The sequence below is a fragment of the Catellatospora sp. NPDC049133 genome (assembly GCF_040648455.1).
In the GTDB taxonomy this organism is placed as follows: domain Bacteria; phylum Actinomycetota; class Actinomycetes; order Mycobacteriales; family Micromonosporaceae; genus Catellatospora; species Catellatospora aurea.
Map to the genome: position 1 here is coordinate 1 of NZ_JBEZDT010000039.1, position 23986 is coordinate 23986.

Annotated in this window: 22 protein-coding genes; 4 read left to right on the plus strand and 18 right to left on the minus strand. The window is 70.9% G+C overall.

Going from position 1 to position 23986, the window contains the following annotated elements; genetic code table 11:
• The 8 genes from AB0B35_RS33705 to ruvC all read right to left on the minus strand — a co-directional run.
• Positions 1–2294: bifunctional (p)ppGpp synthetase/guanosine-3',5'-bis(diphosphate) 3'-pyrophosphohydrolase (locus AB0B35_RS33705; protein ID WP_361053572.1), on the minus strand; the 2294-nt coding region annotated here is incomplete at its 3' end.
• A 435-nt stretch (positions 2295–2729) separates the two neighbouring features.
• On the minus strand, positions 2730–3290 hold the full coding sequence (locus AB0B35_RS33710) for an adenine phosphoribosyltransferase (RefSeq protein ID WP_360539314.1): 561 nt from the start codon (positions 3288–3290) through the stop codon (positions 2730–2732).
• A 216-nt stretch (positions 3291–3506) separates the two neighbouring features.
• The gene (gene secF, locus AB0B35_RS33715) at positions 3507–4622 is read right to left on the minus strand and encodes a protein translocase subunit SecF (protein WP_361053384.1); all 1116 of its coding nucleotides are present in this window, start codon (positions 4620–4622) and stop codon (positions 3507–3509) included.
• Positions 4622–6505 carry a protein translocase subunit SecD gene (secD, locus tag AB0B35_RS33720; RefSeq protein WP_361053387.1) on the minus strand — a complete coding sequence of 628 codons (1884 nt, stop codon included), beginning with the start codon at positions 6503–6505 and terminating at the stop codon, positions 4622–4624. Before secD ends, secF begins: the two co-directional genes overlap by 1 nt.
• Positions 6506–6596: 91 nt before the next feature.
• Positions 6597–6923 (minus strand): preprotein translocase subunit YajC, encoded by a 327-nt coding sequence (yajC, locus tag AB0B35_RS33725; RefSeq protein ID WP_361053390.1) that lies wholly within the window; start codon positions 6921–6923, stop codon positions 6597–6599.
• Between the two features lie 151 nt (positions 6924–7074).
• Entirely contained in the window at positions 7075–8139 is a 1065-nt protein-coding gene (gene ruvB, locus AB0B35_RS33730; RefSeq protein ID WP_361053393.1) for a Holliday junction branch migration DNA helicase RuvB, read from the minus strand.
• Positions 8140–8277: 138 nt separating this feature from the next.
• Entirely contained in the window at positions 8278–8874 is a 597-nt protein-coding gene (gene ruvA / locus AB0B35_RS33735) for a Holliday junction branch migration protein RuvA (protein ID WP_360539304.1), read from the minus strand.
• Positions 8874–9410 carry a crossover junction endodeoxyribonuclease RuvC gene (gene ruvC / locus AB0B35_RS33740; RefSeq protein ID WP_361053396.1) on the minus strand — a complete coding sequence of 179 codons (537 nt, stop codon included), beginning with the start codon at positions 9408–9410 and terminating at the stop codon, positions 8874–8876. The genes ruvA and ruvC overlap by 1 nt, the downstream gene beginning before the upstream one ends.
• 155 nt (positions 9411–9565) lie before the next feature.
• On the opposite strand from ruvC, the gene AB0B35_RS33745 reads away from it, so the two are divergent.
• The 3 genes from AB0B35_RS33745 (at position 9566) to AB0B35_RS33755 (ending at position 13259) form a co-directional block, all read left to right on the plus strand.
• Positions 9566–10339 (plus strand): 3-hydroxybutyrate dehydrogenase, encoded by a 774-nt coding sequence (locus tag AB0B35_RS33745; protein ID WP_361053399.1) that lies wholly within the window; start codon positions 9566–9568, stop codon positions 10337–10339.
• A gap of 14 nt (positions 10340–10353) precedes the next feature.
• Positions 10354–12378 (plus strand): helix-turn-helix domain-containing protein, encoded by a 2025-nt coding sequence (locus tag AB0B35_RS33750; protein WP_361053402.1) that lies wholly within the window; start codon positions 10354–10356, stop codon positions 12376–12378.
• Positions 12379–12506: 128 nt separating this feature from the next.
• Positions 12507–13259 (plus strand): alpha/beta fold hydrolase, encoded by a 753-nt coding sequence (locus tag AB0B35_RS33755; RefSeq protein ID WP_361053405.1) that lies wholly within the window; start codon positions 12507–12509, stop codon positions 13257–13259.
• A gap of 231 nt (positions 13260–13490) precedes the next feature.
• Here AB0B35_RS33755 and AB0B35_RS33760 read toward each other — a convergent pair whose 3' ends face one another.
• The 7 genes from AB0B35_RS33760 to AB0B35_RS33790 form a co-directional block, all read right to left on the minus strand.
• Complete coding sequence (locus tag AB0B35_RS33760) at positions 13491–14108, minus strand: TetR/AcrR family transcriptional regulator (protein ID WP_361053407.1); 618 nt, start codon at positions 14106–14108, stop codon at positions 13491–13493.
• Positions 14109–14121: 13 nt separating this feature from the next.
• Positions 14122–15771 (minus strand): MFS transporter, encoded by a 1650-nt coding sequence (locus AB0B35_RS33765; RefSeq protein WP_361053410.1) that lies wholly within the window; start codon positions 15769–15771, stop codon positions 14122–14124.
• 262 nt (positions 15772–16033) lie between these two features.
• Positions 16034–17077 (minus strand): branched-chain amino acid ABC transporter permease, encoded by a 1044-nt coding sequence (locus AB0B35_RS33770; RefSeq protein WP_361053413.1) that lies wholly within the window; start codon positions 17075–17077, stop codon positions 16034–16036.
• A gap of 67 nt (positions 17078–17144) precedes the next feature.
• Positions 17145–18026, minus strand: coding sequence for a branched-chain amino acid ABC transporter permease (locus AB0B35_RS33775; protein WP_361053416.1), 882 nt, complete (start codon positions 18024–18026; stop codon positions 17145–17147).
• 103 nt (positions 18027–18129) lie between these two features.
• Entirely contained in the window at positions 18130–19359 is a 1230-nt protein-coding gene (locus AB0B35_RS33780) for an ABC transporter substrate-binding protein (protein WP_361053575.1), read from the minus strand.
• 56 nt (positions 19360–19415) lie between these two features.
• Positions 19416–20108 carry an ABC transporter ATP-binding protein gene (locus AB0B35_RS33785; protein WP_361053419.1) on the minus strand — a complete coding sequence of 231 codons (693 nt, stop codon included), beginning with the start codon at positions 20106–20108 and terminating at the stop codon, positions 19416–19418.
• Entirely contained in the window at positions 20095–20865 is a 771-nt protein-coding gene (locus AB0B35_RS33790; protein ID WP_361053422.1) for an ABC transporter ATP-binding protein, read from the minus strand. The genes AB0B35_RS33785 and AB0B35_RS33790 overlap by 14 nt, the downstream gene beginning before the upstream one ends.
• Positions 20866–21134: 269 nt before the next feature.
• Here AB0B35_RS33790 and AB0B35_RS33795 point away from each other — a divergent pair, with 269 nt between their 5' ends.
• Positions 21135–21911 carry a VOC family protein gene (locus tag AB0B35_RS33795; protein ID WP_361053425.1) on the plus strand — a complete coding sequence of 259 codons (777 nt, stop codon included), beginning with the start codon at positions 21135–21137 and terminating at the stop codon, positions 21909–21911.
• Between the two features lie 111 nt (positions 21912–22022).
• Here the strand turns inward: AB0B35_RS33795 and AB0B35_RS33800 are convergent, their stop codons facing one another.
• From AB0B35_RS33800 to pdxT, 3 genes are all read right to left on the minus strand, one after another.
• Positions 22023–22337, minus strand: coding sequence for a 4a-hydroxytetrahydrobiopterin dehydratase (locus tag AB0B35_RS33800; protein ID WP_361053428.1), 315 nt, complete (start codon positions 22335–22337; stop codon positions 22023–22025).
• A gap of 212 nt (positions 22338–22549) precedes the next feature.
• Positions 22550–23302, minus strand: coding sequence for a YebC/PmpR family DNA-binding transcriptional regulator (locus AB0B35_RS33805; protein WP_203689835.1), 753 nt, complete (start codon positions 23300–23302; stop codon positions 22550–22552).
• Positions 23303–23344: 42 nt separating this feature from the next.
• On the minus strand, positions 23345–23953 hold the full coding sequence (gene pdxT / locus AB0B35_RS33810) for a pyridoxal 5'-phosphate synthase glutaminase subunit PdxT (RefSeq protein ID WP_361053432.1): 609 nt from the start codon (positions 23951–23953) through the stop codon (positions 23345–23347).
• Positions 23954–23986: the final 33 nt, after the last annotated feature.

Consider the following 23986-nt stretch of genomic DNA (forward strand, 5'->3'; position numbering starts at 1 on the left):
GCACCCGGCCCGCCTCGACCCGGTCGGCGAGCGCGTCGTTGACGGTCAGCAGGCTGAGCACGATCACGAACGCGGTCATCACCGGCAGCAGCGCCCAGGTGCTTCGGGTCGGCCATCTCGAAGCTGAACCGGCTCACGGCGATCCGGTCGCGCGTCGTGGTGACCGTCGCGGACAGGATGTTCACCCGCTCCTCGGACAGCGCCCGGGTGATGTCGGCCAGCAGCTTGTGCCGGTCGAGCGCCTCCACCTGGATGGCGACCAGGAACATCGAGCCCGCGGTCGGCTTCCAGGTGACCTCGACGAGCCGTTCCGGCTGCGCCTTGAGGTCGCCGGTGTTCACGCAGTCCTCCCGGTGCACGCTGATGCCGCCGGAGCGGGTCATGAAGCCGTACACCTGGTCGCCGGGCACCGGGGTGCAGCAGCGGGCCAGCTTGATCCAGACGTTGGACACGCCCTTGACCGCGACGCCGGGGTCGTGGCCGGGCGCGCGGGTGCGGCTGGGCCGGGTCGGGATGGTGGACTCGGCGATGTCCTCGACCGCGCCCTCCTCGCCGCCGTATCCGGCGACCAGGCGCTGCACCACCGACTGCGCCGAGACCTGGCCTTCGCCGACAGCCGCGTAGAGCGAGGTGATGTCGCTCAGGTGCAGCTCACGCGCGATGGCCAGCAGGCCGCCCGCGGTCAGCAGGCGCTGCAGCGGCAGCCCCTGTCGGCGCATGGCGCGGGCGAGGGAGTCCTTGCCCGCGTCGATGGCCTCGTCGCGGCGCTCCTTGTTGAAGTACTGCCGGATCTTCGTGCGCGCCCGCGAGGACTTGACGAAGCCGAGCCAGTCCTGGGTCGGGCCGGCGCTCTCCGACTTGGACGTGAAGATCTCGATCACGTCGCCGTTGGACAGCACCGACTCCAGCGGCACCAGTTTGCTGTTGACCCGCGCGCCGATGCAGCGGTGGCCCACCTCGGTGTGCACCGCGTACGCGAAGTCGACCGGCGTGGAGCCGTTGGGCAGCGCGATGACCTCGCCCTTGGGCGTGAAGACGAACACCTCCTGGCTGGACAGGTCGTGGCGCAGCGCGTCGAGGAACTCGCCCGGGTCGGACGTCTCGCGCTGCCAGTCCAGCAGCTGTCGCAGCCAGGTCATGCCGTCGATGTGGCTGGACGGGCCGACCACCGTGGAGTTGGCCTTCGGGCCCTCCTTGTACTTCCAGTGCGCGGCGATGCCGTACTCCGCGGTGCCGTGCATCGCGTGGGTGCGGATCTGCATCTCGACCGGCTTGCCGTTCGGGCCGATCACGGTCGTGTGCAGCGACTGGTAGAAGTTCATCTTCGGCATGGCGATGTAGTCCTTGAACCGGCCGGGGACCGGTTGCCAGGCCGCGTGGATCACGCCGAGCGCCGCGTAGCAGTCGCGCACGGTGTCCACCAGGATGCGCACGCCGACGAGGTCGTAGATCTCGTTGAAGTCCCGCCCGCGCACGATCATCTTCTGGTAGATCGAGTACAGGTGCTTCGGGCGGCCGGTGACCTTCGCGTTGATCTTCGAGCCGCGCAGGTCGGCCTGCACCCGGTCGGTGACCTGCTTGAGCAGGTTGTCCCGCTGCGGGGTGTGGTCGCTGACCAGGCGCTGGATCTCCTTGAAGCGCTTGGGGAACAGCGTCGCGAAGGACAGGTCCTCCAGCTCCCACTTCACCGTGTTCATACCGAGCCGGTGCGCCAGCGGGGCCAGGATCTCCAGCGTCTCGCGCGCCTTCTGCTCCCGCTTGGCCAGCGGCAGGAAGGTGAGCGTACGCATGTTGTGCAGCCGGTCGGCGAGCTTCACGACCAGCACGCGCGGGTCCTTGGCGGTGGACACGACCATCTTGCGGATCGTCTCGGCCTTGGCCGAGTCGCCCAGCTTGACCTTGTCGAGCTTGGTCACGCCGTCCACGAGCAGCGCGACCTCGTCGCCGAAGTCGGCGCGGGCCGCCTCCAGGGTGTAGGGCGTGTCCTCGATGGTGTCGTGCAGCAGCGCGGCCACCAGGGTGGTGGTGTCCATGCCGAGGTCGGCCAGGATGCTCGCGACGGCCAGCGGGTGCGTGATGTACGGGTCGCCGGACTTGCGGAACTGACCCTCGTGCCACTGCCGCGCCGTCTCGTACGCCTTCTGCAGGACGCGGATGTCGGCCTTGGGGTGCGCGGCCCGGTGCGCCGCGATGAGCGGCTCCAGCTCCTCGCTGACGCTGGCCGACTGCCAGGGCGCGTTGAAGCGGGACAGCCGGGCGCGCACCCGGCGGCCCGAGGGCACACCGGCGAACATGCCGAGCTGGTTGGTGCCGGGCGCGGCCCGCACCTCGGGTGCGGCGGCACGGTCCTCGGCTCCCCGGTCGGTCTCGGCCGGGGACTGCTCGTTCGTGCCCGGGAAGGGCAGCACGGCTGCTGCCTCGCGCTTGGCGGGCTGGGCCGCCTTCGCGCCCTTCGCCGCCGGGGCCTTGTCGGGCCCGTTCCCGGCCGGTGACGTCTCCGCCACGGCCACGCTGGGGGCGACTTCCTGAGACAACGGCCGCTCCTTCGAGTGAGGTTCGGATAGCCCATGCTACCTGTGTTCGGGCTTGCCGGCCGATTTGCCGGAGGAGCGTACCCCCGCCGGCTGCGGCCGGGTAGGGCACTCGTGGCGTCCGTCACCCGGGCGGGTGGCGGACGCGACTGATCAGGGCGCCTCGTACGCGCCCCGGACGGTGGTGTGCGTGGGGCGCTAGATGCGCAGAAGGGCGTGCACCGGGCGCTCGCCGAGCCGCTCCCGGCCGCCCAGGAAGCCCAGCTCGATCAGCACCACGAAACCGGCCAGTTCGCCGCCGGCCCGCTGCACCAGGTCCAGCGTGGCGTCGGCGGTGCCGCCGGTGGCCAGCACGTCGTCGACGACCAGCACCCGCTGGCCGGGCGTGAAGGCGGCCTCGCTGATCTCCAGCGTGGCGGTGCCGTACTCCAGGGCGTAGGTGGCGGCGTGGGCCACCCGGGGCAGCTTGCCGGCCTTGCGTACGGCCACCACCCCCGTGCCTGCGGCGTACGCGACGGCGGCGGCCAGCACGAAGCCACGCGCCTCCACGCCCACGACCACGTCGAACCGCCCGGCGTACTGCGCCACGATCGCGTCGATGACGCCGCGGAACGCCTTGCCGTCGGCGAACAGCGGGGTCAGGTCCTTGAACAGGACACCCGTCTTCGGGAAGTCCGCCACGTCGACGACCATGTCGGCGACGAGCGCCGCGGTGGCGTGCCCGCTGTCACCCTGGATCAGATCGTTGGTCACGGGCACACCCTAGTACGCCCCGCCGTGTCGCCACACCGTCACCGCCGGTCCCGGTCAGAACTGTGTCCCCACACACCCCGGCAGCACCCGCACCACCGTAGTTGATCATGAGGTTGTGGCGACGACACACCGCCGATCCGTGCCATAAGTTCATGATCAACGCGCTGAAAGGGCGAGGCCCGGTCTCCGTGGGGAGACCGGGCCTCGGTGGTGTCGCCGGGGTCAGCGGCGCTTGCCGGCGGGGCGGCCGCCCGCGGGACGGCCGGCCTTGGCGCCGACGGTGGGCTTGGCACCCGCCTTCGGAGCCGCGCTGCCCGCGCCCGCGCCGACCTGCGCGGGCAGGTCGCCCGACGCGGACTTGGCCGGAGTGGCGCGGCGCGCCAGCACCCGCGCGGTGTGGTTGGCGATCTTCGGGTCCTTCTCCTTCAGCCACACCAGCACCGGCGTGGCGAAGAAGAGCGACGAGTAGACCGCGGTGCCCATACCGATGAACAGCACCAGACCCAGGTCCTTCAGCGTGCCCGCGCCGAGCAGGCCCGCGCCGATGAACAGCAGGCCGCCGACCGGCAGCAGCGCCACCAGCGCGGTGTTGATGGACCGCATGAAGGTCTGGTTCAGGGCCAGGTTGGCCGCCTCGGCGTACGTCGTGGTGCTGCTGCCCGTGATGCCGCGGGTGTTCTCCTGCACCTTGTCGAACACGACCACGACGTCGTAGAGCGCGAAGCCCAGGATCGTCAGGAAGCCGATCACCGTCGACGGGGTGACCTCGAAGCCCACCAGCGCGTACACGGCGGCCGTGGCGACCAGGTCGAACGCCAGCGACGCGACCGCCGCCGCGGCCATCTGCCACTCGAAGCGGATCACCAGGTAGATGGTGACGACCAGGACGAACAGCGCCAGGCCGATCAGCGCCTGCTCGGTGACCTGCGCACCCCAGGCCTGGCTGACCCGGTTGCCGGTGACGTCGTCCGCGTTCAGCTTCAGCCCCGCGACGATCTTCTCCTTGACCGTGTCGGTCTGGTCGTCGGACAGCGTCGAGCTGCGCACCGTGATCGCGGCGTCGCCGACCTGCTGCGCGGGGACCAGCGTGGCGTCGGGCTTGACCGACAGGATCGCGTCGTCGATGACCTTCTCGACGTCGGCGAGCTGCCCGGCCGAGGCCGGCACCGTGAACTCGTTGCCGCCCTCGAACTCGATGCCCGGCTTGAAGCCGATCAGCGACATGGCCAGGATCGCGACGAGCAGCACGCCGCCGGCGACGCCGAACCACAGCTTGCGCTTGCCGACGATCTGGAACCCGGCCTCACCGCTGTAAAGACGGGATGCGAGACCACTCATCACTTAGCCTCCTTGGCTTCGTGCAGCACGCGGCCCAGGCCGCTGACGCGCGGGGAGAGGAACGCGTCGGTACGCGCGAACATCGTCATGATCGGGTGGCGGAAGAGGAACACCACGATCAGGTCGAGCAGGGTCGCCAGACCCAGCGCGAAGGCGAAGCCCGCGACCGCGCCGGAGGAGACGAGGTAGAGCACCAGCGCGGCCATCAGCGAGATCGCGTTGGCGGTCAGGATCGTCTTGCGGGCACGCACCCAGGCGCGGGGCACCGCGCTGCGCGGGCTGCGGCCCTCTCGGATCTCGTCCTTCAGACGTTCGAAGTAGATGACGAAGGAGTCCGCGGCGACACCGAGCGAGACGATGAATCCGGCGATACCGGCCAGCGTCAGGGTGAAGCCCATCTCCCGGCCCAGGAACACCAGCGCCAGGAAGGTCAGCGCCGCCGACAGGATCAGCGACAGCACGATGACCGTGCCCAGCAGGCGGTAGTAGAAGAACGAGTAGATGACCACCAGCAGCATGCCGATGCCGGCCGCCAGCAGACCCGCCTTCAGGTGCTCACCACCCAGAGTCGGGGTGATGGACTGGGCCTCCTGCTGCTGGAACGTCATCGACAGCGAGCCGTAGTTCAGGTTGTTCGCCAGGTCGTTGGCCGACTTCTGGTCGAAGTCGCCGCTGATGACCGAGTCGTCACCGAGCACGCCCTGGATCTCCGGCGAGGAGATGATCTTGTTGTCCAGCACCACCGCGACGCGGCAGTGGTTCTCCGGGCCGATCGCGGTCTGGTCGCACTTCTGGCCCTCGTTGTTGAAGGACTCCTTGGTCAGCGCGGTCCACTTGTCCAGACCGTCGCTGGAGAAGTCCAGCGAGACCACCCGGCGGTTGGTGTTCTGCTCGATCTGCGGCGACGCCTTGTCGACGTCGGTGCCCTTGACCTTCGACACGTCGAGCAGGTACTTGGCGCCGTTCTCGCAGGCGACAGCCTCGGCGTCGGGGTTGTTGATCGAGCCCGGGGGGCGCTTGTCGAGCTGCTCGCAGCTCACGAACGGCACATAGAACTGCACCTTCGGGGCCAGCAGCGCGGCCTCGTAACCGTCGAGCGTGCCGAACGGCGCGAGCACCTCGAACTGCGCGGCGTCGGTCGGCACCGCGGTCAGCTTGGCGGCCGCGTCCCAGGCGGCCTTGCCGACCTTCGCCTGCACCTGCTCCACGGTCACCTTCTTGTTGACCGGGGCGGCGGAGGCGGAAGGCTTGGGAGCCGCCGCGGCCTTCGGGCTGGCCGAGGGAGAAGCTGCGGGGCTCTTGCTGGCCGCCGGGGTCGGCGTCGGCGTCGGGGCCATCGCGGCACCGCCACCGGTGCCACCGGCCGACGGGCTCACCGACGGCTTCGGCGTGGCCTTCGGGCTGGCCGCGGTGCTCGGCTTCGGGCTCGCGGCCGCGCTCGGGCTCGCGCTCGGCGACGGCTGGGGGGCCGCGGTCAGGCCGCTGCCGTCGGTCTGGCTCAGCACCTTGCGGAAGAACAGCTGGGAGGCCTGGCCGACGTCGTCGATCGCGTCGTCGCCCTTCTTGGCCACCGAGATCACGATGTTCTGGTTGCCCTCGATGACGACCTGCGCCTCGGACACACCGCGAGCGTCGACGCGCTCGGCGATGATGCGGCGGGCCTGCTCCAGATCCTGCGCGGTCGGCGGCTTGCCATCGGCGCCGGTCTGCGCCAGGAGGGTGACCCGCGAGCCGCCGACGAGGTCAAGGCCGAGGTTGGGGGCGAGGCGATCCTGCCAGCCGCCCTTGCCGCCGAACCAGACCGCGCTGGCGAGGATGACGAAGATGGCGCCGAGAAGGGCAAGTTGCCTCCCGGGGCGCATCTGTCCCTGAGGTGGTGCCACGGCTGTCGAGTCTCCCTGGGATGAATGACGGATGGGGATACGCCACGGCTCGACGCAGGGGAGCGGCCGGCCGTGGCGTGGGGTCAGCGATTTACTTGTCTTCCTTGACGGGGTTGTCCACCACGTGCTCGGTCGGCACGGTGACCTGCTCGGTCACCCGGCCCACGGCCTGACGCGCGTAGCGGGCGGTCACGCCGGGCGAGATCTCAAGGGTGATGCTCTCGTCGTCGGTGGAGACGACCGTGCCGTACAGGCCGCCGATGGTGATCACCTTGTCGCCCGCGCCGAGCGACTTCTGCATCGACTCGGCCTCCTTGCGGCGCTTGGCCTGCGGCCGGATGAACATGAAGTACATCAAGCCGAAGAGCAGGGCGAACATGATGATTGTCGGCAACGCGCTGCCGGAATTACCGCCCACTTTGTGACCTTTCCACACGGCCCCGCCGCGCGGCTGAGCACGCTGGCGGTGGCATCTGTCGTCCGTTCGGACCGCGCGAAGTCTAGTCGGTACGCGAGCGATCGCACACTTGCGGTGTAGGTCACGTTAAGATCACGAACGCGAGGTCCGCTTACGTGTCCGGCTGGCCATCGACGGTGAACAGATCGGGTGCCGTGGCGGCACCAACACCAAAAGTACCATTTGGTGGTTTTTTACCGAGATGCCGCCACGCGGCGGCGGTCGCCACCCGGCCCCGGGGCGTACGCGCCAGCAGGCCCGCCCGCACCAGGAACGGCTCCACGACCTCCTCGACCGTGTCCGGCTGCTCCCCCACCGCCACGGCCAGCGTGGACAGGCCCACCGGTCCCCCGCCGAACAGCTCGACCAGCGACACCAGCACCGCCTTGTCCAGCCGGTCCAGCCCCATGTCGTCGACGTCGTACACCTTCAGCGCGGCGCGCGCCGAGGACACGTTGACGACCCCGTCCGAGCGCAGCTCGGCGTAGTCGCGCACGCGGCGCAGCAGGCGGTTGGCGATACGCGGCGTGCCCCGGGAGCGCCCGGCGATCTCCGCGATGCCCTCCTTCGTCGCCGCCACCCCGAGGATGCGGGCCGAGCGCTGCAGCAGCGCCGCCAGCTCCGGGGCGCTGTAGAACTCCAGATGCCCGACGAACCCGAACCGGTCGCGCATCGGCCCGGTCAGCAGACCCGCCCGCGTCGTCGCGCCGACCAGCGTGAACGGCTCCACGTCCAGCGGGATCGCGGTCGCACCGGGGCCCTTGCCGACCATCACGTCGACCCGGAAGTCCTCCATCGCGCTGTACAACAGCTCCTCGGCCGGCTTCGCGATGCGGTGGATCTCGTCGATGAACAGCACGTCGCCCTGCTGCAGGCTGGTCAGCACCGCGGCCAGGTCACCCGAGCGCTCGATGGCCGGGCCCGAGGTCATCCGCAGCGCCCCGCCCAGCTCGGCGGCGACGATCATCGCCAGGGTGGTCTTGCCCAGCCCCGGCGAACCCGAGAACAGGATGTGGTCGGGCGGCGAGCCGCGCCGCAGCGCGCTGTGCAGCAGCACCTCCAGCTGCTCGCGCACCCGCTCCTGGGCGACGAACTCCGACAGCCGCTTCGGGCGCACCGACGCCTCGGCGTCGCGCTCCTCCGGCGAGGCCAGCGCGCTGACCAGAGAATCGGTCATCGCTTCTCCTCCCCGCCCTCGTCGTCACGATGAGTGGAAAGGTGCCGGATTCGCTCGCGGTGCTCGCTCATCGCTTCTCCTCGCTGCGCTCGTCGCCACGATGAGTAGAAAGCTGCCGAATTCGCTCGCGGTGCTCGCTCATCGCGTCTTACCCAGCAGCCGGATCGCCTGCTTGAGCAGCACCGGCACCGGCGGGGTCGGGCCGTCGATCGTCTCGGCCACCGCGGTGACCGCCTGGTCGGCCTGGGCCTGGCTCCAGCCGAGTCCGACCAGGCCCTGGCGCACCTGCTCGGTCCACGCCTGCGGGCGGCCGCCCTGGGCGGGCACCGCGGCCACCGGGCCGACCTTGTCACGCAGCTCCAGGACCATGCGCTCGGCGCCCTTCTTGCCGATGCCCGGCACCTGGGTCAGCGTCGAGACGTCCCCGTGCGACAACGCCGCGCGCAGCACGTCCGGGGTGTGCACGGACAGCGCGGCCTGGGCCAGCTTCGGGCCCACCCCGCTGGCCGTCAGCAGCAGCTCGAACAGCTGCTTCTCGTCGTCGTCGGCGAAACCGAACAGGGTCAGCGAGTCCTCGCGCACGATCAGCGTCGCCGACAGCCGGGCCTGCTGCCCGACCCGCAGCGCCGCCAGCGTGCCCGGCGCGCAGAGCAGCCGCAGGCCCACCCCGCCGACCTCGACCACCGCCGCGTCCGCGCCGATCGAGGCGACGGTCCCCGCCACACTCGCGATCATCACTGCCTGCCCTTCGCTGCCCGGATGGCCTCACTCAGCCGGTCGCGCGTGCCACCGCGCCAGATGTGGCAGATGGCCAGCGCCAGCGCGTCGGCCGCGTCCGCCGGGCGGGGCGGCGCGTCCAGCCGCAGCAACCGGGTGACCATCGTAGTGACCTGCTTCTTGTCGGCCTGACCGGAGCCGGTCACGGCGGCCTTCACCTCGGACGGAGTGTAGGTGCGCACCGGCAGCCCGGCGCGCGCGGCCGCCAGCACCGCCACCGCCGCCGCCTGCGCGGTGCCCATCACCGTGCGCACGTTGTGCTGGCTGAACACCCGCTCCACCGCGACGCTCTCCGGCTGGTGCTTGGCGATCAGCTCGGCCAGGTTGCGGTCCAGGTGCAGCAGCCGGTCGGCCAGGTCGGCGTCGGGATCGGAGCCGATGACGGTGTAGTCCACCAGCACGCAGGGCCGGCCGGGCACGCCCTCCACCACACCGACGCCGCACCGGGTGAGCCCCGGGTCGACGCCGAGCACCCGCCGCTGCCGTTGCTTCACCCGCCGCTCCGTCCACTTCGCCGTACGTGTGTACGACACCCTAGCGGACACCACCGTCAGCGGGCCCGAGCCACGTCCCGCCACACCCGTTCCCGGCACACTGTGTGGCCCGGACCCATGTGCCCGCTCCCACGGTGCTCGTAGTTTGACGAGCCATGACGACCGCGACGCCGCCACTGGTACGACTCGACCTCACCGGCCGCACCGCACTGGTGACCGGCGCCGGCAGCGGCATCGGCCGGGCCTGCGCGGCCCGGCTGGCGCAGGCCGGGGCCAAGGTGCTCGTGGTCGACCGGGACGAAGCGTCCGCCCGGCTGGTCGCCGACGAGATCGGCGGCGCCGCTGTCGTCGCCGACCTGGCCGAACCGGACGCCCTGGACGACCTCGACCCGGTCGTCGACGTGATCGTCAACAACGCGGGCCTGCAGCACGTCGCGCCGCTGCAGGACTTCGCCCCCGACCGCTTCACCTACCTGCACCAGGTCATGCTGGTCGCCCCGTTCCGGCTGGTGCGCCGGGCGCTGCCGCACATGTACGAGCAGGGCTGGGGCCGGATCGTGAACATCTCCTCGGTGCACGGGCTGCGCGCGTCGGCGTTCAAGTCGGCGTACGTGTCGGCCAAGCACGGCCTGGAGGGCCTGTCGAAGGTCATCGCTGTCGAGGCCGCTCCGTTCGGCGTCACCGCGAACTGCATCAACCCCGCCTACGTGCGCACCCCGCTGGTCGAGGGGCAGATCGCCGACCAGGCCCGCTCGCACGGCATCGACGAGACCGAGGTCATCGAGCGGATCATGCTGGCCAAGGCGGCGATCAAGCGCCTGATCGAGCCCGCGGAGGTCGCCGAGCTTGCCGCGTACCTGTGCACCGACGCCGCCTCGTTCATCACCGGCACGTCCATCGCCATGGACGGCGGCTGGACAGCCCAGTGATCGGCGGGGTAGGAATGCGAGCCATGCCCTCCTCGACCATCCGGTTCCTCGAACTGCTCGAGCGCGAGGCGGCCCCGGTCGAATTCGAGGGGCCGCTGGTCCAGGCGCGCTCGCGGGGCGCCGGGCCGGACGAGATCGCCGAGCTGGAGGAGGCCAAACTCGCCGCGCTGCGGGTGCGGGCGCTGCTGGAGCGCCGCCGCCGCCGCGAGGCGGAGCTGTCCGGCCTGTACGACACCGCCGGCGACCTGGCCGGCCTGCGCGACCTCGACGCGGTGCTGCACGCGATCGTGCACCGGGCCCGCAACCTGCTCGGCACCGACATCGCCTACCTGACCATGAGCGACGACGCCGCGGGCGACGTGTACATGCGGGTCACCGACGGCTCGGTCTCGGCGAGGTTCCAGCGGCTGCGGCTGCCCCTGGGCGCGGGGCTGGGCGGCCTGGTCGCGCAGACCGGCACCCCCTACGCCACCGCGAACTACCCCGAGGACCGCCGCTTCCACCACACCGGCGAGATCGACGCGGGCGTGGGCGAGGAGGGGCTCGTCGCCATCCTGGGCGTGCCGCTGCGGCTGGGCTCCCGCGTCATCGGCGTGCTGTACGCCGCGAACCGCTCCGAGCGCCCGTTCGCCCGCGAGGAGGTGTCGCTGCTGGTGTCGCTGGCCGCGCACGCCGCCGTCGCCATCGACACCGCCCGGCTGCTCGGGGAGACCCAGACCGCGCTGAGCGAGCTGTCGGCGGCGCATACCAAGATCTCGGCGCACAGCGCCTCCGTCGAACGCGCCGCCGCCGCGCACGACCGCATGACCGCGCTGGTGCTGCGCGGCGGTGGCGTCGAGGAGGTCGCCGCCGCCGTCACCGACGTGCTCGGCGGGCGGCTCATGGTGCTCGACGCCGACGGACGCACCCTGGCCGCGGTCGGCACGGACACCTCCGGCAGCCTCGCCCAGGGCGGGCTGCCGGCAGGCTCGGGGCAACCAGGCGCCCGGCCCGCCGACGCGGCCGCGACCGGCGCGTTCGGGCCGGACGGGCCGGTGCTGCCCGACCCCTCGATCGTGGCCGAGGCGCTGGCGACCTCCCGCGCCGACGGCCGGGCCGTGCGCAGGGGCGGTCTGTGGTTCGCCGCCGTGGTGGCCGGAGCCGAGAACCTCGGCGCGCTCGTCTGGCAGCCGAAGCACGACACCGGCCACGCCGACCAGCAGATCCTGGAGCGAGCCGCGCTGGTCACCGCGCTGCTGCTGCTGTTCCGGCGCACCGTCGCCGAAGCCGAGGGCCGGGTGCGCGGCGAGCTGCTCGACGACCTCATCGCCCGCCCGGTGCGCGACCCGGAGTCGCTGCGGGCCCGGGCCCGGCGGCTGAACGTGGACCTCGACCGCCCGCACGTGCTGGTCTGCGTCGACGACGCGGCGGCGACCTCCGGCCCGGCGCGGCAGCGCGCGGTGTCGTGGGCGCACACCTTCGCCGGCACGCATGCCGGGCTGGCCGCCACCCGCGACGGCCGGGTGGTGCTGATGGTGCCCGGCACCGACGCGGGCGCGCTGGCCCGCTCCGTGGCCCGGGAACTGGGCCGGGTGCTGGGCAGGCCGGTGACCGCGGGCGCGGCCGGACCGGCGACCGACCCGGCCGGGCTGGCCGCGGCGTTCAAGGAGGCCGACCACTGCGCCTCCGCGCTGGCCGCGCTCGGCCGCACCGGCGACGGCGCCTCGACGGCCGAGCTCGGCTTCGTCGGGCTGCTGCTGGGCGCGGTCCGCGAAGGCGGCGACCCGGACGTGACCCGGTTCCTGCGCGACACCATCGGCTCGGTCGTCGACTACGACCTGCGCCGCGGCACCGCGCTGGTCAAGACGATGGAGTGCTACTTCGGCACCGGCGGCAGCCTGGCCCGCGCCGCCGAGCAGCTGCACGTGCACGTCAACACGGTCACCCAGCGGCTGGACCGGGTGGCCCAGCTGCTCGGCGCGGACTGGCAGCGCCCCGACCGGGCGCTGGAGGTGCAGCTGGCGCTGCGCCTGCATCACCTGCGCACCGACGTGAGCTGAGGCTCGGCCCGACGCTGCGACCGCCGCCGGGCGGTGGAGCAGAACAGGTCGGCAGCCGACCCCACCCTCGCCCGCACCTCGGCGGTATGGACAGACGACAGGGCTGGTCCGTCCACTGAGGAGATCTGATGCGAAGACTCGCTTTGCTCGCGGCTGCCACGGCCGTGGCCCTGGCCGGGTGCTCGGGCGGTGATCCGGTGCCCGCCCCGAGCCCGACCGGCTTGAACGCGGGCGCGGCCTGCGAACTGCCGCCCGGCGCGCGGCAGACCCGGTTCGGCGAGCACGGCGCCGACCTGGGCGGGGTCATCCTCGGCAGCGGCAAGACGGGGATCGTGCTGGCCCACCAGAACGGCGGGGACGTCTGCCAGTGGGCGCCGTACGCGGCGGAGCTGGCCGGGCAGGGATACCGGGTGCTGACCTTCGACTTCGGCGGGTTCGGCGTGTCCACGGCGGGCGACGCGGACAACCCGCGGCAGGTCGCGGCAGCCGCCGCGACCCTGCGCGCGGATGGCGCGACGAGCATCGTGCTGATCGGCGCGTCGATGGGAGGCACCGCCGTGCTGGCCGCCGCGCCGACGGTGACCCCCGCGCCGGTGGCCGTGGCAGCGCTGTCGGCTCCGTCGGTGTTCGGCGCGAACGCCCTGGAGGCCGCGCCGAAACTGACCATGCCGGTGTTCTACGCCGCCGGCGAGTTCGAGAGCAGCTTCGCCGACAGCGCCCGCGAGCTGCACGCGCTGACCCCGAAGACGACCGCCAAGGAGCTGCTGATCGTGCCGACCGACTGGCACGGAGTGTTCCTGCTGACCCCCGGCGGCCCGGCCGCGACGGAGACCGTACGGGCGAAGCTCGCCGAGTTCCTCAAAGCCCACGCGCCCGCATGACGGCGGCGCGGCCACGGCGAACGGGGTTCGGCGTCGTTGCGGGTCAGGGTGCCGCAACGCCGCGAAGGGGGCGCCTGCGCCGCGACGCGACCGCTTCGCGGGTAAGGAAGGGCACCTTCCACAACGCATAGCGATGTGCCGGGCTGATGCTCGTCTCGCCGGCGCGAGCCGACGGTGCCCTTCCTTCGCCGAAGACGTGTCGCCGGCTGGGGCTCCGCCGGGCGGGGAGCTTCAGCCGGCGACGCCTCGCAGGACCACGTCGACGATCTGCTCGGTCAGGTCGTCGACCTCGTCGAGGCGGGGGTTCCAGCGCACCATGCGGTGCAGCAGCAGCGGGCTGATCAGCATCGACACGGTGACCTCGATGTCGAGGTCGGCGCGCAGCTCCCCGGTGGTGACGCCGCGGCGGAGCACCTCGCGCATCACCTCACGGCGCGGCTCGGTGATCGCCTCCTGCCAGATCCGGTACGCCTCCGGGCTGCGCGACACCTCCGGCATCAGGCAGGGCATCACGCGTACGGCGCGCTGGTCCTTCTGCCCCACCACGCTGAGCAGGCGGATCAGGTCGGCGCGCACCGAGTCGCCCACCGGCTGGGTCGGCGGGCCCTTGAGCTTGACCAGCGTCTCCAGCAGCAGCTCGTCCTTGCCCGCCCAGCGGCGGTAGATGGTGGCCTTGCCCACCCCGGCGCGGGCCGCGATCGCCTCCATGCTCAGCGCCTCGACGGTGGTGCCCTCCTCGATCAGGTCGAGGACCGCTTCCAGGATCGCCTCATGCGCACGGGAGCTGCGCGGACGCCCCTGCGTCCGCGCAGCTCCCGGCGTCGCCGGCAGTTCAGCGAGCTCAGTCATGGTGAACGGAACCTTACCCGACCGCGGACAACCGGGACGGCCGCTGGACGTCACCCTCGTCACCGTCGGCGGGAACCGAGCGGTTCACCGGGATGTCGGCCCGGGTCGGCGCGCCGGCCGGAGCCTGGGCCGCGCCGGGACCGGCCGGGCCCGCCAGCTGCTTGGGCATCCACCGCAGCACCACCGCGACCGCGATCAGCGCCACGAGCGTGGAGCCGAGCGCCGCCCAGTGCATGGCGTGCACGAAGGCGTCGTTGGCGGCGCTGACCAGCGGGCCGCCGGCCGGGCCGAGGTTGGCGGCCACGCCGTACGCCCCGGCGATGGACTCGTTCGCGACGTCGCGGATCGGGCCCGGCAGCGCGGCCGTGGCGGTGTCGATCTCGCCCCGGTAGACCCCGGCCACGACCGAGCCGAGCACGGCCACGCCCATGGCCACGGCGACCTGCCGGACCGTGTTCGACACGGCGGAGCCGACCCCGGCCTTCTCCCGCGGCAGCACCGACATGATCGTGTTGGTGGCGGGCGGCATCACGTTGGCCATGCCGGCGCCCATGAAGAAGAAGTTCACCACCACGATCCAGACCGGGGTGTCCACCTGCAGGGTGGCCAGCACCGCGAAGGTGATGCCCGCCAGCAGGATGCCCGCGGCCGACACGGTCCGCACGCCGAAGCGCTTGACCAGGTTCGTGCTCAGCGGCGCGAACACCATCTGCCCGACCGCGAACGGCACCAGCAGCGCGCCGCTCTGCATCGGCGAGTAGTCCCGCACCAGCTGCAGGTAGAAGCCGACGAAGAAGAACGAGCCCATCGAGGCGAAGAACAGCAGGCCGATGCTGGCCACCGAGGCCGAGAAGCGGGCGTCGCGGAACAGCTTCACGTCCAGCGAGGGGTGCGTGGTGCGCGACTCCCACCAGACGAAGGCCGCCAGCACCAGCGCGCCGCCGATCAGAGAGGCCCACACCTCGGGCCGGCCGAAGCCGTGCTCGCCGCCGTCGACGATGCCGTACACCAGCGCGACCAGGCCGACCACGGACAGCACCACGCCGACCAGGTCGATGCGGCCCGGCTGCGGGTCACGCGACTCGGGCACCAGGAACGCGACCGCGACCAGGCCGAACAGGATGATCGGCACGTTGATCATGAAGACGGAGCCCCACCAGAAGTGCTCCAGCAGGAAGCCGCCCAGCAGCGGCCCGATCGCGACCGCGAGGCCGACCGAGCCGGCCCAGATGCCGATCGCCTTGCCGCGCTCGCGCGGGTCGAAGACGTTGGAGATGATCGAGAGCGTCACCGGCATGATCGCCGCACCGCCGACGCCCATGAAGGCACGGGCCGCGATGAGCTGTCCCGGGTCCTGCGCGTACGCCGAGAGGACCGAGGCGATGCCGAACAGCACCAGGCCGATGAGCAGGAAGCGCTTGCGCCCCCAGCGGTCGCCGAGCACGCCGAAGCTGAACAGCAGGCCGGCGAAGACCAGGGTGTACGAGTTGATGGCCCACTCCAGCTGGCTCTGGGTCGCGCCCAGGCCGTGGACGGGGTCGGCGAGCGTACGCATCGCCACGTTGAGCACGGTGTTGTCGAGCACGACCACGAGCAGGCTGATCACCAGCACGCCGAGAATCGCCCAGCGCCTCGGGTGCCCGGTGTTGGCAGCAGAGTCCACGTGTGTTTCCATCCCCCAGGATTCCGATACGGTTCCGTTCCGTATCGGAAGCGACGCTACGCCCGCCCCCACAAATACGGAACCGTCCCGTATCGAAAGTGACCCACCCCACTCGAGGGAATAACGTCACGCGCCCCGGCATCATGCCGGGGCGCGTGCCCTCGATCATCCGACTTGCCAGGCAGTCGTGCGTATCTTGGCCGGCTGTTCGCCCAGGTGCCTGGCAAGTCGGGCGATCTTGGCGAGGCGGGGCCGACGCGGGTCAGCCGCGGCGGCGGAGCCAGTGGGTGAGGGTGCCCCAGAGGCCGCGGCGGAAGATGAGGACGGTGAGGGCGAAGATGGCGCCGGTGACCAGGCCGATCTGTTCGAAGCCGGCGAAGGAGAGCCAGTCCTCCAGGCGGGTCACCGCGGCCGAGCCGACGACCGGGCCCCACAGGGTGCCGATGCCGCCGAGCACGACGATGATCACGGCCTTGCCCGAGGTGGTCCAGTGCAGCACGTCGAGGGAGACGAAGCGGTGGCCGATCGCGAACAGGCCGCCGCCGAGCCCGGCGGTGAACGCCGACAGCAGGAAGGCGGCCAGCTTGTACCGGTGCACCGGGTAACCGAGCGCGCGGGCGCGGGCCGGGTTGTCCCGGATCGCCACCAGCACCCGGCCGAACGGCGAGTGCACCGTACGCCAGACCAGCCACAATCCGCCCGCCACGATCGGCAGCGCCGCGTAGTAGAAGTAGTACTCGTCGCTCAGGTCCAGCCCGAACAGCTCGCGCGGCACCCGCTGCAGGCCGTTCTCGCCCTGGGTGACCGAGCGCCACTGGTTGGCGATGTAGTACACCATCTGTGCGAAGGCGAGGGTGACCATCGCGAAGTAGATCCCGACCCGCTTGACCGCGAGGTAGCCGACCGGCACGGCGAGCGCCGTCGCGGCCAGCGCGCCGAGCAGCACCGCCAGCGGGAACGGCAGGCCCCAGTTGATCGCGGCCAGGCCGGTGGCGTAGGCCGCGGTGCCCCAGAAGGCCGCGTGCCCGAAGGACATCAGGCCGGTGTACCCGAGCAGCAGGTCCACCGCCACCGCGAACAGCGCCCAGCAGGCGATGTCCACGGCGACCGTCGGATAGAGCCCGTTGGGCAGCCACAGCGCGACCAGCACGGCCGCCCCGGCCAGCGCCCAGCGCAGCCAGCGCGGCACGATCGTCCCGCCCACCGGGGCGGCCGGGGCCGTGGCGCGGGCTTCCGCCCGTACCCCCGCGGTCTGGTCGGCGACCGCGACGGACCCGGCGGCGGCCCTCTCCTCGCCCTCGCTCATGCTCTCTCCTCGCTGCGCTCGTCGGTGGCATGAGTGCCAAGCCCACTGATTCGCTCGCGGCGCTCGCTCATGCCGGGGCCTCCTCTCGTCCGAACAGGCCGGCCGGGCGCCACAGCAGCACGCCGGCCATCACCAGGAAGACCAGGACCTGCGACAGCAGCGCCCAGTCCTCGCCCAGGGCCTGCACCCAGGCCTGCACCAGGCCGATCGCGAACCCGGCGGCGACCGAGCCGAAGATCGAGCCGAGGCCGCCGATCACCACCACCGCGAAGACCACGATGATCAGGTCCGCGCCCATCAGCGGGTTCACCGCGCGGATCGGCGCGGCGAGCACCCCGGCCAGCCCGGCCAGGCCGATGCCGAAGCCGAACACCGGCGTCACCCATCGGCCCACGTCGATGCCGAGCGCGGTGCTCAGCTCGGGGCGCTCGGTGGCGGCGCGCACCACCATGCCGACCCGGGTCCGGCTGAGCAGCCACCACACGCCGACGCACACCGCCACCGCCATGACCAGCACGAACACGCGGTAGGCCGGGAAGTCGAACGCGCCGAGGTCGAGGGTGCCGGACAGGATCTCCGGGGCGTCGTACGGGCTGGACTGCACGCCGTAGCGGGACTTCACCGCGTCCTGCAGGATCAGCGTCAGGCCGAAGGTGAGCAGGAAGTTGTACAGCGGGTCGAGGCGGGCCAGCCGCGCGACGAGCAGCCGTTCCAGCGCCATGCCGAACAGGGCCAGCGCGAGCGGCATCACGAGCAGCGCCCACCAGAAGGACAGGCCGACCTCGGTGAGCAGGACGTACGCCCCGAACGCGCCGAGCATGTAGATCGCGCCGTGGGCGAAGTTGACGACGCGGAGCATGCCGAAGATGACCGCGAGACCGAGCGCCAGCAGCGCCAGGAAGGCACCGCCGACCAGCCCGTTGAACGTGTGTTGCAGGAAATTGACCATGTGGCGCGGCCTTCCGGGTTAAGAAGGGCACCTTCCACAACGCACAGCGATGTGCCGAGCTGCTGCTCGTCTCGCTACGCGAGTCGACGATGCCCTTCCTTCGTCAGAGTTTGCAGTCGGGGCTGGGGGTGCGGAAGGCGTCGGCGGCGGGGATGGTGCGCAGGATCTTGACGTAGTCCCATTCCTCGGTGACCTCGGCGGGGGTCTTGACCTGGGCGAGGTAGGCGTCGTGCACGACGCGGTGGTCCTCGGCGCGGATCTTGCCGTTGCGTAGGAAGACGTCCGAGACGTCCTTGCCTTCGAGCTGCTTGACGACGGCGTCGGAGCCGTCGGTGCCGGCGGCCTGCACGGCCTCCAGGTACTGCAGGGCGGCCGAGTAGTTGGCGGCGTGGGCGAAGGTCGGGCGGACTCCGGCGGCGGTCTTGAAGCGGTCGGCGAAGGTGCGGTTCGTCAGGTCGTAGTTCCAGTACCAGGCGTCGGTGTAGGTGGTGCCGGCGAGTGCGGCCGGGGTCAGCGAGTGGATGTCGGTGAGGAACATCAGGCCGACGGCCAGGCCCACGCCCTTGTCCCGCAGCTTGAACTCGTTGTACTGCTTGACCAGCGCGACCAGCTCCGCCCCGGCCTGCATGGTGCCGAGCACGTCCGGCTTCGGGTCCAGCGTCGGGGCCTTGAGCAGGTACGTCGAGAAGTCACCGCTGGTGTTCGGGAACGGGGCGGCGTCCCGGCCCACGATCTTGCCGCCCGCCGCCTCGACCGCGGCGGAGAAGCTCTTCTCCATGTCCTGGCCGAACGCGTAGTCCGGGTAGACGATGTACCAGTTCTTCCTGCCTTCCTCCGTCGTGTTGCGGCCGGTGCCGTTGGCCAGCATGTACGTGTCGTAGGCGTAGTGGAACGTGTACTTGTTGCAGGACTTGCCGGTCAGGTCGGTGGTCGCGGCGGAGATGTTGAAGTAGAGCTTCTTCTTCTCCTTGGCCACGTCGGCGACCTTCAGCGCGGCCGACGAGGTCGGCACGTCCAGGATCACGTCGACGGCCTTGCGGTCGTAGAGCTCGGCGGCCTTGGCGTTGGCGACGTCCGGCTTGTTCTGGTGGTCGGCGGTCTCCACGCCGAACTCCTTGACCACGGCCTTGTCGCCGTACTTCTCCTTGTAGTCGGCGATGGCCAGCTCAACTGCCTTGATCGAGTTCTTGCCGGACAGCTGCGAGTACGCGCCCGACTGGTCGTTGAGCACGCCGAACACGACCTTGCCGTCGGACAGCCCGCCACCGGCGGCGTCCGACTTCGGGCCGCCGCCGCCGCAGGCCGAGGCCAGCAGCGCGGTGGAACACAACATCACCAGAACCGCTTTGGTACGCAAGACATCTCCCTGGGGGTGTGGGGTGGTGCGTTTCAGATGCCGAGGTAGGCCAGCAGGTCCTTCTCGCGCGCGGCGACCTCGGAGTTCTCCAGCGATTCCACGACGCGCCCCTCCGCCAGCAGGTGATGGCGGTCGGCGACGGTCGTGGCGAAGTGCAGGTTCTGCTCCACCAGCAGCACGGCCACCCCGTGCTGCTTGGCCTGCCGCAGGATGTCGCCGACCTGCGCGACCAGCAGCGGGCTCAGGCCTTCGGTGGGCTCGTCGCACAGCAGCAGCCGCGCGCCCATGCGCAGCACCCGGGCCAGCGCGAGCATCTGCTGCTCACCGCCGGACAGGGTGGTCGACGGGGCGTTGCGGCGGGCGTGCAGGTGCGGGAAGGCGTCGTACACCTGCTCCATCGACCAGGGCGACGGCCCGACCACGGGCGGCAGCGACAGCGTCTCGGCCACGGTCAGCGTGGCGTAGCAGCCCCGGTCGTCGGGCACCCAGCCCAGCCCGGCTCTGGCCCGCCGGTGCGCGGGCTGCCCGGACAGCGTGCGCCCGGCCAGCTCGACGGTGCCGCGCTGACCGGAGTGCAGGCCCATCACGCAGCGCAGCAGTGTGGTCTTGCCCGCGCCGTTGCGCCCGCACAGGGTGACCACCTCGCCCGCGGCGATCTCCAGGCTCACCCCGCGCAGCACCTGCGCCTCGCCGTACCAGGCGGACAGATCGTCAATGCGCAGCACGGACCGCTCCCTCACCGAGATAGGCGGTGATCACGCGGTCATCCGCGCGCACCTCGTCGTACGGGCCCTCCACCAGGACTTTTCCGGCCTGCAGCACGGTGACCCGGTCGGCCAGTGCGCCGACCACGGACATGTTGTGCTCCACCATGACCACGGTCCGTCCGGTGCGGATCGCAGCGATCAGGGCGACCGTGCGGTCCACGTCCTCCAGGCCCATACCGGCCGTCGGCTCGTCCAGCAGCAGCACCGACGGCTCCAGCGCCAGCGCCAGCGCCAGTTCCAGGGCCCGCTTGCGGCCGTACGCGAGCGCGTCGGCCGTGGTGCCGGCCAGGTCGGCCAGCCCGACCATGTCCAGCAGCTCCATGGCCCGCGGGGTGTAGCGGCGCATCAGCTTCGCCGAACGCCAGAACTTCCAGCCCAGCGAAGATCCGCTCTGCAGCGCCAGTTCGACGTGCTCCAACGCCGTGAGCTGCCCGAACAGGCTGGTGATCTGGAAGGAACGGGCCACGCCCCGGCGGGCGAAACCCTCCGGCGCCAGTCCGGTGACGTCCGCGCCCGCCACCTCGATCCGCCCCGCCGTCGGCGGCAGAAAGCCGGTGAGCAGGTTGAACAGTGTGGTCTTGCCGGCTCCGTTGGGTCCCACCAGCGCATGCACGCTGCCCGCCGCCACGGCGAGGTCGACGCCGTCGACCGCGCGGAAACCGCGGAACTCCTTGGTCAGCCCGATGGCGCGCAACGCCGGGGGATCTGGGCTCATCTGCTGCTCCTTGGGATGCTTCGTGCCACGTGACCCGGGTCACCACGAAGGCCGAGGAGCGAACGGAGTGAGCCCCGCAAGGCCGAGTTACCAGCGTCACTGCGAATGCCCGGGAAACGTATGACTCATCAGGGAGCAACAGCCATGTAACCCGCCCACACAATCGACACGTCGACGATGTGCGATTCGCGCGGTTCCGCTCCCCTCGTCTGCCACCATCGGATGAAGCGGACAAACCGGTCCGTGTCACGAAACAGAGGGGTATCGGCATGGCCAACGCACCCGGCGTTCCCACCTGGGTCGACCTGAGCACCACCGACCTGAAGAGCGCGACCGAGTTCTACACCCAGCTGTTCGGCTGGGACGCCGAGGTCACCCCGGAACCCGAGGCGGGCGGCTACACGACATACCTGATCGACGGCAAGCAGGTCGCCGGCGCGGGCCCCATCCAGGGCGAGAGCCAGCCACCGATGTGGACGACGTATGTCGAGACCGCCGACGCCGCGGCCACCGCCGCCAAGGTCGTCGAGTTCGGCGGCAGCGTCCTGCTGGAGCCGTTCGACGTGCTCGGATACGGCAAGATGGCGGTCTTCCTGGACCAGGCCGGGGCGATGTTCGCGGTCTGGCAGCCCGGCACCCACGGCGGCGGCGAGATCTTCCGCAGGCCCGGCACGCTGGCCTGGAACGAGCTGACCACCCGCGACCCGGAGGGCTCGAAGATCTTCTACGGCAGCGTGTTCGGCTGGAAGCCGCAGGACATGCCGCTCGGCCCGGTCATCTACACCGAGTTCCAGTTCGACGGAGCCCGCGTCGCCGGCATGATGCCGATGGAGGGCGACGAGTGGCCCGAGGACCTGCCCCCGCACTGGATGGTGTACTTCCACGTCGCCGACTGCGACGCCGCCGCCGCGCACGCCCAGGAACTCGGCGGCAGCGTCTCCATCCCACCGACCGACATCCCACCCGGCCGCTTCGCCGTGCTCGCCGACCCCCAGGGCGCCTTCTTCTCCATCATCACCGTCACCCCCGACCGCCTCACCGCCTGACCGGCCCCGAACAAAGGAAGGGCACCTTCTTAACGCTCCGCGTTGAAGAAGGTGCCCTTCTTAACATCTCATGCCAGGTGAGCTGCGAAATCACGAGCCGCTCGAAGGCGGTCAGTGGTTGGCGGGCTGGTCGGCGGTGGCGCGGGCGACGATGTCGTCGATCATGCGAGCCAGGCGCAGGTCCAGGTCCGTGAGGCCGCCGGCCGCGTGGGTGCAGCATGTGAAGGTGAGATGGCGGTAGCGGATGTCCATGTCCGGATGATGGTCCATGCTCTCCGCCGCCTCCCCCACCTGGGCCACCACGGCCAGCGCGGCGGGGAAGCTGGGCAGCTTCACGGTGCGGGTGATGCCGTGCACGTCGCCGGTCCAGCCGCGCAGGGCGGCCAGGCCCTGCTCCAGCTCGCCGGGGTTGAGGACTTCGACCATAGAGACCATGATGCCCAGAATTCGCCCTCCGTCACCCGAATAGCGGAAAGAAGACCGACTTCCTCGCCAAGATCACTCGACTTGCCAGGCACCTGGGGAAATCGGGCTTCAAGATACGCACAGGTGCCGGGCAAGTCGGACGATCTTGAGGGTGGCCCGGGGACGGCGCAGGGCCCCGTCCTGGAGCGGACGGGGCCCTGCGGTCAGGCGGATCAGGCTTCGATCTTCTCGATGATGTCGTCGGAGATGTCGAAGTTCGCGAAGACGTCCTGGACGTCGTCGCAGTCGTCGAGCACGTCGATCAGCTTGAGCACCTTGCGGGCACCCTCCTCGTCCAGCGCCACCTGCACGCTGGGCACGAAGGTCGACTCGGCCGACTCGTACTCGATGCCCGCGGCCTGCAGGGCGTTGCGGACCGAGAGCAGGTCCCCCGCCTCGCTGATGACCTCGAACGACTCACCCAGGTCGTTGCACTCCTCGGCGCCGGCGTCGAGCACCGCGCCGAGCACGTCGTCCTCGGTCAGGCCGTTCTTGGGCACGATGACCTGGCCCTTGCGGGAGAACATGTACGACACCGAACCGGCGTCGGCCAGGTTGCCGCCGTTGCGGGTGAGCGCGGTGCGCACCTCGGTCGCGGCGCGGTTGCGGTTGTCGGTGAGGCACTCAATCAGGATCGCCACGCCGTTGGGGCCGTAGCCCTCGTACATGATGGTCTGCCAGTCGGCGCCGCCGGCCTCCAGGCCGGAGCCCCGCTTGAGCGCCCGGTCGATGTTGTCGTTGGGGACCGAGTTCTTCTTGGCCTTCTGGACCGCGTCGAACAGGGTCGGGTTACCCGCCGGATCAGCCCCGCCGGTGCGCGCCGCCACCTCGATGTTCTTGATGAGGCGGGCGAACAGCTTGCCCCGCTTGGCGTCGATCGCCGCCTTCTTGTGCTTGGTCGTCGCCCACTTTGAGTGGCCGGACATCAGATCCTCCGTCAGCGCGCTGGTGAAGCTTCCTGTCCCGGGTCAGGAGGCCTGGTCACGCACCATGTCGACGAAGAGACGGTGCACCCGCAGATCCCCGGTGAGCTCCGGGTGGAACGAGGTGGCCAGCAGGTTGCCCTGCCGGACCGCGACCATCCTACCGGTGGCGGGGCCTGCGGTGACCCGGCCCAGCACCTCGACATCCGCGGTGACCGACTCGACCCACGGCGCGCGGATGAAGATCGCGTGCACCGGGTCGCCCTCGACGCCGGTGATGTCGACCGGGGCCTCGAACGAGTCGACCTGGCGGCCGAAGGCGTTGCGGCGCACCGTCATGGCGATGCCGCCGAACGTCTTCTGGTCCGGCCGCCCGTCGAGCACCTCGTCGGCGAGCATGATCATGCCGGCGCACGAGCCGTACGCCGGCATGCCTTCGGCGAGTCGCTTGCGCACGGGCTCGTACACCTCGAACGCGAGCGCCAGCTTGCTCATGGTGGTGGATTCGCCACCGGGGATGACCAGGGCGTCGATCTCGGCGACCTCCTCGGGGCGGCGCACCGGCCGGCCGATCACGTCGCACTCGGCCAGCGCGGCCAGGTGCTCGCGCACGTCACCCTGCAGGGCGAGCACACCGATGACGAGGTCTGGCACGGGTCCTCCCAAGAAGATCATCCACTGTAGGTC